Here is a 14580-nt window from a genome sequence, read left to right as displayed (position 1 = left end):
TTAGTTTGGGTTTACTTGTTATTGCATTGGACTGAAAATTACTTTACAGAAATTTTCAGTGGATTAGAAATTTTTAGAATTCCCTCATCTAAGTACTTTTTGAATTCTTCTTGAGAAGTGATACCATCTGGCTCCTGCTCCCAAGCTGCCAAAAAGTAATAACTCAACTTTTTGCTACTTGAATCAAAGACTAAAATATGTGACAGCTCATCTTCTGTATCCTGTGTCAACTGGGAAGTTGGGTAAATCACTGCGATTCCCAAATTATCTTCAACTAAACTCTGCGGACCGTACGTAGCTAAATAGCTATAAGAAAGACTTGAATCGCTTTTTAATACTTCAGCTTTCGCATCTTTAATCAAGCCAGTGGCAAAATTGTCAATTGTATTAGTGGACTCTAGATCCATTCTAGACAATCGTGTACCCGAATGAATTGAGATATTTGATAGAATATCTGTTTTACCAGTAGGCAAATTCCAACCAGAATATCTTGTAAATACTGAAGAGTAAACCGGTCCATTATTGGTGATTTCTGCATAAAGACTATCGGTAACATCCACTCTTCTAGCCTTTTCACTTTCAAAGGTGGCTATGCTTCCTAGACCTAAAGTCTTACCAACTTTCAGGACATCCATTCCCCAATCTGATGGTTCGTGATAGGAATCAAAACCATCCTGACCTACATCCTGCAAAACCGGAGTTTTTACTTTTTTACCAAAAACATCTATCCCATTTCTCCAGTCCAGGTAAAATCGGTATCCTACTAAATCGGACTCCCAACCCGGGCCTTCGTAGCGAATAAACCAGGAATGGTCCGTATGCTCTGCAGGAACATGCAAGGAATCTACATTTTCAAAATGGCCTCCGAGGTATTCGCGGTTTTTGAACTCTCCACCAAACTTATGAGAAAGCTCAGCCTGTGTAAGTTTTGGATAATTTGGATCAGAAAGCTCTAAGGAAGCTTTCACTTCAATTTCAAGTTTTTGATTTGAATCAATAGAAGGGATAACAAAAACAAGCCCTTTATCAGAACCTTTTTTATTGAATTGAGAAGGAATCTCTTCCTCACCCAAAAAAACACGAAAGCTGACACCATCCGCCAAATCAAATTTCTCATCTAATTCTTCAAGGCTGATATGGAGCATTTCATTGTTTCTATGGATAGACAATGGGTTTTCTACAGAAAAATGAACAGATTCAGACGAATCTTCCAAGTTTTCATTTTTCTTATGCTGTGCACAACTTAATGCAACAATTAACACAAAACCAGGTATTAGATACAAAAACAGTGGTTTTGACTTACTTAATATTTTGGGCAGTATTATCATTAGCAGTCTTAAAATCAATGAATTACACAATAAATAAACTCAATATCATGAAATCAAAAGCTCAATAATCCATACAATTTGAGCAATCGATTGCATATTATAAATAAATTAAATAATAAAAAATTTTAAGTAGGCATTATTCGCCTTTTTATAGATTAACGGACTATTTTTAATTCATTTACAAAATACTAGTTTGTCATAACTCAATAAACGATTGGTATTATTCATCTTTGATTTTCAAAATTAATACTATATTGCGCAAACGATTACATAGACCCTTATGAGTATTAGCATTGAAACACGGTATTCCTCACACCCTGAGGATTTCAAAAAATACCCTACCCAAGAAATTCGAGATAAGTTTTTACTTGAGGAAATTTTCGTCCCCAATCAAATCACTGGAATCTATACCATGGAAGACCGATTGATTGTGGGCGGAATTCACCCATTAGACAACCCGGTAAAATTGGAGTCTGTCGATCAATTAAAAGCACCCTACTTTCTGGAACGTCGAGAGATCGGTATCATAAACGTAGGTGATCAATGCTCTATTGAAGTGGATGGAGAATCAATCAGTCTTGGTCGCAAAGAAGCACTTTACATAGGTAAAGGGATTCAGAATGTAGTATTTCACCCTGCTTCAGAAGGCAAAGCATTATTATATTTCAATTCTACACCTGCTCATTGCTCCTATCCAACCCGAAAAATAACGCAGCAAGATGCGGAAGTCGTAACTCTTGGTGCGTTGGAAAACTCAAATCACAGAACTATTTATAAGCTTTTAGTAAACTCAGTTGTTGACACCTGCCAATTGCAAATGGGAATGACTGAGTTGAAACCAGGCTCTGTATGGAATACCATGCCAGCACACGTTCATGACCGAAGAATGGAAGCATACTTTTACTTTGATTTGAAGGAAGAGAACGTTGTTTCTCACTTCATGGGTGCTCCAGATGAGACCAGGCATATCTGGATGAAAAATCATCAGGCAGTCATCTCACCAGTTTGGTCTATCCACAGTGGTGCTGGAACTTCCAATTATACTTTTATCTGGGGAATGGCTGGGGAAAACATGGACTATGGAGACATGGACATGGTCAAACCAACTGAATTAAAATAACATGAAACCTAATTTTGATCTAAAAGGCAAAATTGCTTTCGTAACGGGAGCTACTCACGGCCTTGGTATGGCCATGGCAAAAGCCCTAGCACATCAAGGTGCGACTTTGGTCATCAACGGTCATACGACTTCTAAGATGGAAGCAGCACTAAAGGATTATGCTGGCGAAAACATTAAGGCTCATTCCTATTTATTTGATGTAAGTGATGCAAAAGCTGTGGATGCAGCCATCACTAAAATCGAGGAGGAAGTTGGTGATATTGATATTTTGGTAAATAATGCTGGTATGATTCAGCGGGTGCCAGCACTAGAAATGGCGCCGGAAGACTTTCGCAAAGTCGTTGACATAGACTTGGTCTCACCTTTCATAGTCTCCCAAAGAGTTGCCAAGACTATGGTAAAAAATGGTAGTGGCAAAATCATAAACATTTGCTCTATGATGAGCGAACTTGGCCGAAACACAGTAAGTGCATATGCGGCAGCCAAAGGTGGTTTGAAAATGCTAACCAGAAACCTGGCAACAGAATGGGCTAAATACAACATTCAAGTTAACGGTATTGGGCCAGGGTATTTTGCTACTGAACAGACAGCGCCGATCCGCGTAGATGGACATCCTTTCAACGACTTTATTATCAATAGAACTCCTGCAGGAAGATGGGGTGACCCAGACGATCTTGGAGGAACAGTAGTTTTCCTAGCGAGTCCAGCAAGTAATTTCATCAACGGTCAGATCATTTATGTAGATGGGGGTATTTTGGCGACAATAGGAAAGCCCATCGGAGAATAGTTATTTTAGCTTTTGCAACTGTAAACCCACCCTATAGGCAATGAAAAACGGAAAAGCCACCATTCACGATATAGCTGAAAAGCTACAGGTAACTGCCTCTACAGTTTCAAGAGCATTAAATAATAACCCTAGGATCTCTGATGCAACGAAGAAAAAAGTATTAAAAGCCGCTAGAGAACTCAATTATCAACCAAATAATATTGCTTCCGCACTTAGAAGCGGTAGAAGTAAACTCATAGGGGTAGTAGTCCCTACTGCAAATCGAAATTTCTTCTCTTCAGTCATCCGAGGAATTGAGGAAATAGCAAACTCCGTCAATTATAAGGTGGTTATTTCACAGTCTTACGATGACTACGAAAAGGAAATGCAAACAATTGAGGCATTACTCAATGTGCAGGTAGATGGGATTATAGCTTCAATTGGGAAAACAACTGAGAACGTCGACCACTTTAAGAAAATCATTAAAAAAGGCATTCCTTTGGTTCTATTTGATAGAGTTACAAATGAATTGGATGTGAGCCAAGTTGTGATTGATGATTATTATGGGGCATTTCAGGCAACTGAGCACCTGATCAATGAAGGGTGTAAGCGAATTGTACATTTCTCTAATTCTCAAAACATCAACATCTACAAAGAGCGAAAAAGGGGTTACGAAGATGCTTTGCTCAAACATGGAATTTCTGTTGACCCGGAATTGATCAGGTTTAGTAAGCTTCAGCTGGAAGATGGTCGGGCATCCATGCAGGAAGTCATAGATGCAAAAATCCCTTTTGACGCAGTATTCTCAGCCTCGGATTATTCTATCATGGGAGCTATGCAGGTATTGAAAGAGAATGGATACAAGCTTCCTCAAGACGTAAAATTAGTTGGCTTCGGAGACGAGCCATTTACCTCCTTCACCGAACCAACATTGACTACAGTCAACCAAAAAAGTATTCCGATGGGAAATATCACAGCGGAAACATTTTTTGAAATTCTAAATCAAAAGGACCAAACAAATATTATTTCCAAAAAAACAATTCTAAAACCAGAGTTGATAATTCGGAATTCTTCCTTAAACCAACAGAAGTAATAATTCGCTTTATACACGCAACATTACATGAAACTTCTCTCTAAAACTACTCTACCTCATACTTCTCCAAGACCTGTCAAGGTTCTTCAATTTGGAAATGGGAATTTCCTTCGTGGATTTACAGATTGGATGGTAGAAAAGTCAAATCAAGCTGAAGTATTTAATGGTGATATACACATTGTACAAGTCCATAGCAAGTCTGCAAATAATCCAATGAAAGACCAGGATTGTCTTTTTCATGTGATTGAGCAAGGGTTAAAAAAGGGAGAATTGGTACAGGAATCCACGCTTGTCACCTGTGTAGCAGGAATTACAAATGTGTTTGAAGATTATGAGGAATACCTAAAACTTGGAGAAAATCCGGACCTACGATTTGTAGTATCAAATACCACTGAATCAGGAATTGTTTTCGACCAAACTGATCATTCAGCAGACAGCATTTCCAAAACTTTTCCTGGTAAACTTACAGCATTGCTTTACCATCGCTTTAAAACTTTCAATGGGGACTCTTCCAAAGGCCTGATTTTCCTCCCATGCGAATTGATCGAAGGAAACGGAGAGGCACTAAAGGAATGTATTCAGAAATACATTTCATTCTGGAAGTTGCCAGCAGAGTTTTCTGAATGGATTGATTGGAAAAATATATTCTGCAATACGCTGGTAGATAGAATTGTCCCTGGTTTCCCAAAAGGATCGATTGAAGAAATTCAAGAGAAAATCGGTTACAAAGACAATATGGCTGTGATGGTGGAGCCTTATCATTTCTGGGCCATAGAAGGGGCTGACACAGTCAAAAAAGAATTCGCATTGGATAAGGCGGGTCTCAATGTGAAATTTGTGGATAACCTCGCTCCTTTCCGTACCCAAAAAGTAAGAATCCTCAATGGCGGCCATACTTCTATGGTGCCTTATGCCTATCTGAAAGGCCTAAGAACTGTAAGAGAAGCTGTGGAAAACCCGGAAATCGGAGCTTTTTTGAAAAAAGCGATTTACGAGGAGATCATTCCCACACTTGACATGCCTCAGAAGGAATTGGAACAATTTGCAAATGATGTATTAGAGCGGTTCGCCAATCCATTTATTGTGCATGAATTAAAGTCCATCGCGCTAAATAGTATTTCCAAATTCAAGGTGCGAGTGCTGCCTTCTCTACTAGCCTATTATGATTTGAAAAAAGTTTGGCCAGAGAAATTAACCTTATCATTTGCCGCGCTATTGGTATTCTATAAAGGGAATTATAATGGAGTAGAAACTCCAGTAAACGACAACCCAACGATTATTTCAGAATTCAATGCTGCTTGGGAGCTTGGTTCTACTAAGGAAACTGTTGAGAAACTATTGAGTGAGAGAGATTATTGGGGAGAGGACCTGAGGAATTACGATGGACTGGTGGAAGCTGTATCTGGATCAGTGGACCAACTTTTACAAGCTAAGTAGGATCTCAAATAAGATTATCAGATTCAAATCTGTCTATAAAAAAAGAATAGGGAAAGCAAAACTATTGCTTTCCCTTTGTCTTAATGTGCAATCCTTATAAAGGCATAACCTGCGGAGTAGTTGTTGGCCCATGGACAACTAAAGTGCCGTCAGGTTTGATTTCCATTTTATCCAGAAACACCACCCGCTCTTGTCCTGATTCCTTCGTACGACCATGATAAACACAATACATGTCTCCATTATCCATGAAAACAATGTTATTGTGTCCAGTGCCAGTCACCTCGCCTCCTTTGTGGGTATTGAGTTCCAAAACCGGATTATTTGCCGCTTTAGTAAAAGGACCTAATGGACTCTTGGACGTTGCATATCCAACGGCATAATTTTCACCAGCGTAATAGTTGCTAGAATACATCATGTAATAAGTGTCTTCATGCTTGAATATCACAGACCCTTCAGTCCATCTTCTGTTTATTTCCTGCTTGGTAACTGACCTGCTTTCCCACTCAGCTTGTGCATCATCCATTTTTACAGGTGGGCGAAGGCATAAGACAGGCTCGCCAATTACTCCAGAGAAATCAGGTTTGAGCTCTACACCGTAAACCCAGCTTTCTTCTATCTCCTCATACCAACCTTTCTCTTTGGCCCAATCTGCCACTTCACTTTCCACAGGATGCTTGTAGCATGCTCTTGAATAATAGAGGTAATATTTCCCGTTTTCCCAATAGACATTCGCATCAATAATAGGATAACCAGGGTCAAAAATAGGCTTGTCGTACATCTCTGTAAAAGGTCCAGTCGGGCTATCAGACTCTGCCACTCCAATCATGAAATTCTCCTCTTCGTTCGTTGGATTGACTTTCCATTGGGCACTAAAAAACATGTAATATTTCTCTTCAATTTTATAGACTTCCGGAGCCCAGAAGAATTTACTTGCCCAGCTATCTTCCGTGTTGCCTTGATAGACCTGACCTTCAAACTTCCAATCAATCAAGTTTTCGGATGAATAAGCAGCAAAACCATCTTTTGCTCCCCCTCCAGTTCCGTACATATAGTATTTCCCACCCCCGTCATTCAATATATATGGATCTCCAAATGCTACATCCAATGGATTGGAATATGTTTCCTTATCCAAATCAACTGTGGATTCCTCCTGCTTTGTTTCCTTGGGCGTGCAAGATCCTAAACCGATCAAACTCAACATTACAACCCCAACATACTTAAGCGAACTTCTCATGTAGCAATACTTTTTTAGTTTTCTAAACTACCAAAGTACATTCTTTTGCTAAAAAGGAATTGATTCTAGATAAGAAAGCAGGGAAAAAGATCAAAATGGATTTCAACATTTCAAATGAATTTCAATTTGCAACTCTAATCCAAACCCTAGGATCTTGGCGCATCAATCTCACCAATGTCCCATAAAGCACTGGATTATAATCAAAAAACTCATGCGTTTTTTCAAAGAAAGTCTCTAATACCACAGCAAAAAATTCATCATCGTCAATGCCGGCATTTGTCCTAAAAACAGTTAGCTCTCCTGATTTAATTTTCCTAATTTCTACTGAAGCTATCTCCTGAAATGCGTCGTACACTTCAGGGTTAAAAAACTCGCATTCATCGTTATAGTATATCTGATTTTCCAGTTTGAGGGCATGGGCTACCTCATGAATTCCTAGATTAACTCCATCCTTATCGTTTTCCATTCCATTTAGAAAACAGTTCCAGGACATTGCAATTATTCCATGTCTTGGGTTTACCTCTCCACGATGATAGTTCTTGGAAATAGTGCTGTAATAGGTATCTGGATAGATCAGTATTTTATCGAAATGACGTAGACGAAGGTCATGCCAGCCAAAAGTCACCATCACAATGGTTGCTCCGATTAGGATTTTCATTTCTGGAGTAACAACCCGTATTTCTGACCTACCTATAAACGATTTGGTAGTAAGAATCACTTGAAGCTTTTCCCTGAATTCCTTTTTGTGCTTTTCTGAAAGCCTGGCGTAATATGGAAACTTTTGTTCCAGAACCTGAATTTCAAACTCTGTCAATCGAACCTTACTGAACAATATTCGAAGTTCCTCTATCAAACTTGCAAGACTGTTCATCCTATACAAAGGCATCATACGCTTAAAATAAAAAGGGTAGCTACTAAATTAGTAACTACCCTCAAATTAAGAATTAATTCTTAAGTTATCTAGCGTAATTGACAGATCTCATTTCTCTGATTACGGTAATCTTGATCTGACCTGGATATTGCATTTCCTTTTCTATTTTCTGAGAAATATCAAAAGAAAGCTTACCTGCTGTAGAATCATCTACGTTATCTGCATCTACTAAAACCCGAAGTTCACGACCTGCCTGCATAGCAAAGCATTTATTCACCCCGTCAAAGCTCAAAGCAAGCTCCTCAAGGTCTTTCAGACGCTTGATGTAACTATCCATCACTTCGCGTCTTGCGCCTGGTCTCGCTCCTGATATCGCATCTGAGGCCTGAACAATCGGTGAGATCATGGATGTCATCTCGATTTCATCGTGGTGAGCTCCGATTGCATTGCAAATCTCAGGATGCTCTTTGTATCGCTTCGCAAGCTCCATACCCAATACTGCGTGTGGAAGTTCCTGCTCCTCATGCCATACTTTTCCAATATCGTGAAGTAAACCTGCGCGCTTCGCCATCTTGGCATTCAAGCCCATCTCAGCAGCCATGGTAGCACAAAGCTTGGCCACTTCTCTGGAGTGCTGCAATAGGTTTTGACCGTAGGAAGATCTGTATCTCATACGTCCTACCATTCTGATCAACTCAGGATGCAAACCGTGAATGCCAAGATCTATACAAGTTCTTTCGCCAATCTCGACGATTTCCTCTTCTATATTCTTTTCAGTTTTAGCAACAACTTCTTCGATTCTCGCTGGGTGAATACGTCCATCCTGCACCAATCTATGAAGTGAAAGTCTTGCTACCTCTCTTCTTACCGGATCAAAACCGGAAATAATAATTGCTTCTGGCGTATCATCAACAACAATCTCCACACCTGTAGCTGCTTCCAGCGCACGGATGTTTCTTCCTTCTCTACCAATGATTTTACCTTTGATATCATCACTTTCGATGTTGAATACAGACACGCAGTTTTCCACAGCATGCTCAGTTGCTGTACGCTGTATGGTATCCAAAACGATCTTCTTCGCCTGCTTGGTAGCTGTAAGTTTTGCCTCGTCAAGAATGTCTTTGATCTGGGAAGAGGCTCTGGAATTAGCTTCCTCGGTAAGCATAGTCACCAATTGATCACGAGCTTCTTCACGGGTAAGATTAGCAACTTTTTCAAGGTCTGCGATCCGCTGATTCGTTACTCGATCGAGTTCCTCTTTTTTGATTTTTAAAGAATGTAATTGAGCATTTAAGTTCTCAGATTTACTATCCAATTCTGCTTCTTTTCTCTTCACCTGCTCCAATTCCTTGGAAACCTGCTGCTCTCTTTGCTTAACTTTATTCTCGTTGGTGATGATAATATTCTTCTTATTATTCATCTCCTCATCAAACTCAGATTTCAGCTTGAGGTACTTTTCTTTTGCTTCTAGAATTCTGTCTTTCTTGATAGACTCAGCGTTGATCTCAGCTTCTCTAAGCATGGATTTCACGCGTTCCCGAGTATCTTCTTCTAATTTTGCGTTTTTATTTTTTATCAATGCGCCAGCAATAGAGGCTCCTGCACCAGTCCCAACAAGGGCTGCGAGGACAATATATAGTATGTCTCCCATAGGTATTTTGGATATAATTAGACCTTGGGGAATCTGAAAAATCTCCTGATTTTTGTGTTATAAATAATTACAACGCCTTAGCTAACAAGGCATTAATATGAGAAATACTGGATTTAATATGCTCTGAATCTTCCGTGTTCACTTGGTTGGTTTCTAACGATTCCACCATGCAATCGAAGGCTACCATCGCCAGCAAATCCTGGTTATCGTCCAGTCCGTACTCCTCTTTATACTTTCTTAATTTTTCATTAATCAGCTTGCCAGCATGCCGGATTTTGGACTCGTCCTCGATCTTCACGCGCATAGGATATTCTCTATCCCCTATTTTTAATCTGATGGCAAGTGTCTCCATATCACTCAGATAAGTAGGTGATTAAATGATCGATTTCTTGTATATAATTATTGATTAGTTCACTCATTTCAGTTGACTGTTCCGGATTCACCGGTTGGTTGTCTACAATGTTACTAATTTTAATTTTATTTTTAAAATGTTCGATTTCCTGCTCTTTTTTATCCAAAGCCGTACTTACTTCTGATAATTTTTGTTTCAATTGCTGATTCTCCTCACTGATCTCAAGCAATTTAGTACTCGCCTGTAGCGCTAGTTTCTCTAATTTTTGCAGTTCCTCTTGAATCATTTCTATGTTCTTATCAAAGCACCAACCTCTTTTTCAAAGGCTTGAATCAATTTACTCATAGTTTTGTCAATTACCTTATCAGTTAACGTATTTTCCTGATCCTGTAAGTGAAAACTTAATGCATATGCCTTTTTGCCTGCATCAATTTTATCACCTTGGTACACATCAAAAACTCCAATTCTTTTCAATAATTTTCCACCAAACTTTGTGGCTACCGTTTTGACCTGATCATAGCTCACTGTTTTGTCTATCACCAAGGAAAGATCTCTGCGTACTTCAGGGAATTTTGAGATCTCCTCAAACTTCTTCAAACCTGTAGCTTTTTTGCAAAGCAGATCCCAGTTCAAATCAGCAAACCACACTTCCTGTCTCACCTCTGCCTGCTTCAAAATCTTATCGTCCAGTAAGCCAATTGTCGCCAATTCCTTCTGACCAAGCATGATTTTCAAACCATAGGCATAAGGCGCAGTTTCAATCATTGAAAGATCGCCTGCCTGCACATTCAGCTTTTCCAAAATAGCTTCAACCGTGGAATAAATATCTGCGAAAGCAAATGCCTTGGTTGGCTCCAACCAGCTTTCGGCAGTCTTTTTTCCCGTTAGGAAAAGAGAAAGTCTCCTGCTTTCTGAATATCCTTCCTCAGCCTTATGATAAACGGTTCCAAACTCAAAGTATTTCAAATCGGTCTGACGACGGTTTATATTTCTGGCTAAAACCTCCAGCCCGGAGTAAAGCAAACTTTGACGCATCACATCTAGATCCTCGCTAAGCTTGTTGTAAATAACAACATTGTCTTTTGGATCAAGGAAGCCCGACTTCTCAGCATAAGTCGACTTGGTCAAGCTATTGGTAATCATCTCGTAGTAGCCCTGACCAGTTAAAATCTCGGTCAGACGATACTGTAACTTATTCAGATCCTTCACGGGATGCTCCGCGAGGTAATCCGTTCTTAGGTTTTCGGAAAGCTCCACATTGTGGAAACCGTAGATTCTTAAAATCTCTTCGATGATATCGGCTTCCCGAGTTACATCCACTCTATATGGCTTGGCAGTGACAGTAAAGCCCTCTGCCGTTTCATTTTCCACTTTGATCTCCAGGCTTTCTAAGATCGATTTCACCTGAGCAGGTTCAATTTTCTTTCCAATCAGACGATTGATATGACCGTAATTAACATCGATCACGAAATCCTCGATCGGCTCTGGATAGATATCAATCAGATCAGAGCTCACTTTTCCACCAGCAATTTCCTGCAACAGTTTAACCGCCATTTTCAGCGCATAAACTGGCATATTAGGATCAGTCCCTCTTTCGAAGCGGAAAGAAGCGTCTGTCTTCAAGCCATGAAACTGGGATCCTTTTCTGACGATATCGGGAGAAAAATAAGCCGATTCCAGGAAAATGGAAGTGGTGCTGTCGGAAACTCCAGAATCTTCTCCACCAAAAACCCCAGCAATGCAAAGACCGCCTTTTGGATCTTTAATCATCAATTCCTCCCCGGAAAGCTTACGCTTCTTTTGGTCTAAAGTCACAAATTCTGTGTCCTTCGGAAGCTTGCCAACGATGATTTTTCCTTCGGAAATTTTCTCTACATCAAATGCGTGAAGAGGCTGACCCAAATCATGCAAAATAAAATTGGTGATATCCACCACATTATTGATTGGCTCCAAATCCAATGCCTTCAGAAAATTCTGAAGCCAAGCCGGAGAAGGCCCAACTTTCAAATCGGTAACCACCACTCCGGCGTAACGTGGACAATCAGCCGTGTTTTCAACTTCCACCTCAATCACAGGACCAGAAGCCTCTAGGTTCAATTCAGGCGCAGCATCGATCACTAAATCCTTTCCCAAGAGCGCTTTCAAATCTCTCGCAACTCCTAAATGGGAAGCTGCATCAGCACGGTTCGGCGTCAAACCGATTTCCAACACCTGATCCTGACCAATCTCAATGTATTCTGAGGCAGGAGTACCATTTGGCAAGTCAGTTTCCAAAATCATAATCCCGGCATGGCTAGACCCTAGGCCTAACTCATCCTCAGCGCAGATCATCCCTTCAGAAACCTCGCCTCTGATCTTAGCTTTTTTGATCTGGAATGAATCTCCTTCAGATGGAAAAAGTGTAGCTCCAACCGTTGCAACCAAGACCTTCTGGCCTTTAGCCACATTTGGTGCTCCGCAAACAATCGGTGAAATTCCAGTTCCAATGTCTACAGTGGTAATGCTTAATTTATCAGCATTGGGATGCTTTTCGCAGGTCAACACCTCTCCAATCACAATGCCTTCAAGACCTCCTTTGACTGAAACAAATTCTTCTATTCCCTCCACTTCCAAACCAGACTGCGTCAGCAAGGCGCCGATTTCCTCTGCAGATTCGGTATGAGGGATATATTTTTTTAATCGATTTATCGAGATTTTCATTCGTAGTACTAAATAAAGCAAATCAGAATTGACCTGCGTGATAAACAAAAGGGGTTCGAAAACCCCATTTTATTCAATAATGCGTACAAATTTAAGAGATTTGAGCTAGTCAGAAAGGCTATTTCTCGTAATTTTTCTCCCCAACTGGAATTGGGATGTCCAGTAAATTTTCTTTAGGTGGCAGCGGGCAAGCATAATCGGGATTATAGGCACAATATGGATTGTATGCCAGATTGAAATCTATGGTGACGCTATTCTTCCCATCCTGACGGGCGTTGATATAACGTCCCCCTCCATAGGTATCCACTGCACTGGTTTCATCTGCAAATGCCAAAAAGAAATTTCGCTTATCCGGTTCATTAATCGCTTGGAGCAGCAAGAGCTTCTCAGCCTTGCCATTGATTTCAAATTCAGCCCAAGAGTGCTCTATGTATTTCTCCTTGGTCCCATCCGTAAGCGGGACCTCTCTTACCTTCCTGTCTTCTATGTCCACCATCCGTGCCTTCACCTTGTAGTTTGGGTCGATTGGATAAAAATTCAATTTGGTAAAAGAAGCCTTCTGCTCATCTGTAAGAGGTGATTCGAAGTTGAAACGGATAAACTTGAATTGTCTTTCCCGCTCAGCCTCTATCTTTTCAATGTAATCTTCAGGAGATTCAGCACTCGTCAAAGTGTAAACAACAGCAGCAAAAACCACCACTGAGATAATCAGAAGTATAATTGTATTGTTTTTCATCTGTTTATAATTGACTTTTTAAAGCCATATGCAATAATAATTTCCAAATAATAGCGAGCTAAGCTTTTCAGAACAATCTGATTGAAGCAGGCTATTTCCAAAGGAATTAGAGAATGCCATCATCGGCGAAGCTAAAGTAGCCACTATCTGTAAAAATCACATGGTCAAGTACAGGCAAATCTAATTCTCTGCCTACTTTGACCAAACGCTGAGTCAGCCGCTTGTCTTGTTCAGAGGGACTTAAATTACCACTAGGATGATTATGAACTAATATTATTGACTGCGCCAAGTGCTCCAAAGCTATCTTAAAAACGATTTTAGGATCAACTACTGTTCCTGCAGTACCACCTTGGGACACTAGGTACTTCTTCGTCACCTGATTGCCTCTATTCAATAATATCAAATAAAAATACTCAACCTGCTCATCGAGTAACTCTGGGCGCATCAGATCATAAATATCCTGCGAACTGCTAATCTTAGGCTTCACCACAGGTTCTGAATCCTTCCTCCTACGAGCCAATTCCATAGCAGCAATGATTGAGATGGCTTTTGCCTCCCCTATTCCCTTGAATTTCTTTAGATCCTGAATTGAGAGTTTTGCCAAAGCACGTAGATCATAATTGACATTGCCAAGAATGTGCTTAGAAAGATCCACTGCACTCACAGAAGGAGTACCTGATCCAATCAAGATTGCAATAAGTTCGGCATCGGTAAGCGCAGACCTACCCTTGAGAAGCAGCTTCTCTCTTGGACGATCTTCTTCTGCAAGCTGGGAGATTTTGATAGAGGAGTAAGAATCCATAGCAATCCATTAAAAAGTGAGCTATGAATTTAATTACTTCAGGGCACAAAAAAAACCCTGACAAGCAGGGTTTTAGAGAAATAAAATCTTGTAGAATTAACCTAGAGCAGAAACGAACTTGGCCAATCTTGATTTTTTGTTACTTGCGTTGTTCTTGTGAATCACATTCTTCTTAGCCAACTTGTCCAACATAGAAGATACTTTCTTGTAAAGTTCAGAAGCTTCTACTTTATCGGTAGTTGCTTTCAATCTTTTGATGAAAGTCCTAGTTGTTTTAGCCTGATATCTGTTTCTCAAACGCTTAGCTTCGTTAGCACGAATTCTCTTCAGAGCTGATTTGTGATTTGCCATATCTTAATTATAATTGAATTTCTTTACGTGTCCCTATTCCGAATCGGAGTGCAAAGTTATTGTAATTTATTAAATCTGCCAAAGGAATTTTAAACATTCCCTATCAAAGCAGTCCTTTTCAAATCCAATAATTTGGCAA

Annotated in this window: 14 protein-coding genes; 4 read left to right on the top strand and 10 right to left on the bottom strand. The window is 40.0% G+C overall.

Annotated features, from left to right (window positions below):
* Positions 1-38: 38 nt before the first annotated feature.
* On the bottom strand, positions 39-1283 hold the full coding sequence (locus tag AACZ87_RS16615; RefSeq protein WP_339868847.1) for a DUF4861 domain-containing protein: 1245 nt from the start codon (positions 1281-1283) through the stop codon (positions 39-41).
* Positions 1284-1608: 325 nt separating this feature from the next.
* Here AACZ87_RS16615 and kduI point away from each other — a divergent pair, with 325 nt between their 5' ends.
* Genes kduI through AACZ87_RS16595 form a run of 4 tightly spaced genes read left to right on the top strand, consistent with a single transcriptional unit; the run spans position 1609 to position 5744 of the window.
* Complete coding sequence (kduI, locus tag AACZ87_RS16610; protein ID WP_339868846.1) at positions 1609-2448, top strand: 5-dehydro-4-deoxy-D-glucuronate isomerase; 840 nt, start codon at positions 1609-1611, stop codon at positions 2446-2448.
* 1 nt (position 2449) lies between these two features.
* Complete coding sequence (locus AACZ87_RS16605; RefSeq protein ID WP_339868845.1) at positions 2450-3235, top strand: gluconate 5-dehydrogenase; 786 nt, start codon at positions 2450-2452, stop codon at positions 3233-3235.
* Positions 3236-3275: 40 nt separating this feature from the next.
* Positions 3276-4307 carry a LacI family DNA-binding transcriptional regulator gene (locus AACZ87_RS16600; RefSeq protein WP_339868843.1) on the top strand — a complete coding sequence of 344 codons (1032 nt, stop codon included), beginning with the start codon at positions 3276-3278 and terminating at the stop codon, positions 4305-4307.
* A 27-nt stretch (positions 4308-4334) separates the two neighbouring features.
* A complete protein-coding gene (locus AACZ87_RS16595; protein WP_339868841.1) occupies positions 4335-5744 on the top strand; it encodes a tagaturonate reductase in 1410 nt (469 codons plus the stop codon).
* A 94-nt stretch (positions 5745-5838) separates the two neighbouring features.
* Here AACZ87_RS16595 and AACZ87_RS16590 read toward each other — a convergent pair whose 3' ends face one another.
* The 9 genes from AACZ87_RS16590 to rpsT form a co-directional block, all read right to left on the bottom strand.
* The gene (locus AACZ87_RS16590; RefSeq protein ID WP_339868839.1) at positions 5839-6978 is read right to left on the bottom strand and encodes a glycoside hydrolase family 43 protein; all 1140 of its coding nucleotides are present in this window, start codon (positions 6976-6978) and stop codon (positions 5839-5841) included.
* A gap of 121 nt (positions 6979-7099) precedes the next feature.
* Positions 7100-7849: a zinc-dependent peptidase gene (locus AACZ87_RS16585; protein ID WP_339868837.1), complete on the bottom strand. Its 750-nt coding sequence runs from the start codon at positions 7847-7849 to the stop codon at positions 7100-7102.
* Between the two features lie 85 nt (positions 7850-7934).
* Positions 7935-9500, bottom strand: a complete 1566-nt coding sequence (rny, locus tag AACZ87_RS16580) for a ribonuclease Y (RefSeq protein WP_339868836.1) — start codon at positions 9498-9500, stop codon at positions 7935-7937.
* 67 nt (positions 9501-9567) lie between these two features.
* Positions 9568-9852, bottom strand: coding sequence for a cell division protein ZapA (locus AACZ87_RS16575; protein WP_233754250.1), 285 nt, complete (start codon positions 9850-9852; stop codon positions 9568-9570).
* A 1-nt stretch (position 9853) separates the two neighbouring features.
* Entirely contained in the window at positions 9854-10138 is a 285-nt protein-coding gene (locus AACZ87_RS16570; protein WP_283414465.1) for a hypothetical protein, read from the bottom strand.
* A 2-nt stretch (positions 10139-10140) separates the two neighbouring features.
* The gene (gene pheT, locus AACZ87_RS16565) at positions 10141-12552 is read right to left on the bottom strand and encodes a phenylalanine--tRNA ligase subunit beta (RefSeq protein ID WP_339868834.1); all 2412 of its coding nucleotides are present in this window, start codon (positions 12550-12552) and stop codon (positions 10141-10143) included.
* Between the two features lie 118 nt (positions 12553-12670).
* Positions 12671-13288 carry a DUF1684 domain-containing protein gene (locus AACZ87_RS16560; RefSeq protein ID WP_339868833.1) on the bottom strand — a complete coding sequence of 206 codons (618 nt, stop codon included), beginning with the start codon at positions 13286-13288 and terminating at the stop codon, positions 12671-12673.
* 106 nt (positions 13289-13394) lie between these two features.
* Positions 13395-14090: a DNA repair protein RadC gene (radC, locus tag AACZ87_RS16555; protein WP_339868832.1), complete on the bottom strand. Its 696-nt coding sequence runs from the start codon at positions 14088-14090 to the stop codon at positions 13395-13397.
* A gap of 96 nt (positions 14091-14186) precedes the next feature.
* Positions 14187-14441 (bottom strand): 30S ribosomal protein S20, encoded by a 255-nt coding sequence (gene rpsT / locus AACZ87_RS16550; protein WP_057937416.1) that lies wholly within the window; start codon positions 14439-14441, stop codon positions 14187-14189.
* Positions 14442-14580 lie beyond the last annotated feature (139 nt).

Origin of the sequence: uncultured Algoriphagus sp. (genome assembly GCF_963974365.1) — a bacterium.
Taxonomy (GTDB): domain Bacteria; phylum Bacteroidota; class Bacteroidia; order Cytophagales; family Cyclobacteriaceae; genus Algoriphagus.
This window is presented reverse-complemented; position numbering and strand designations above follow the sequence as displayed.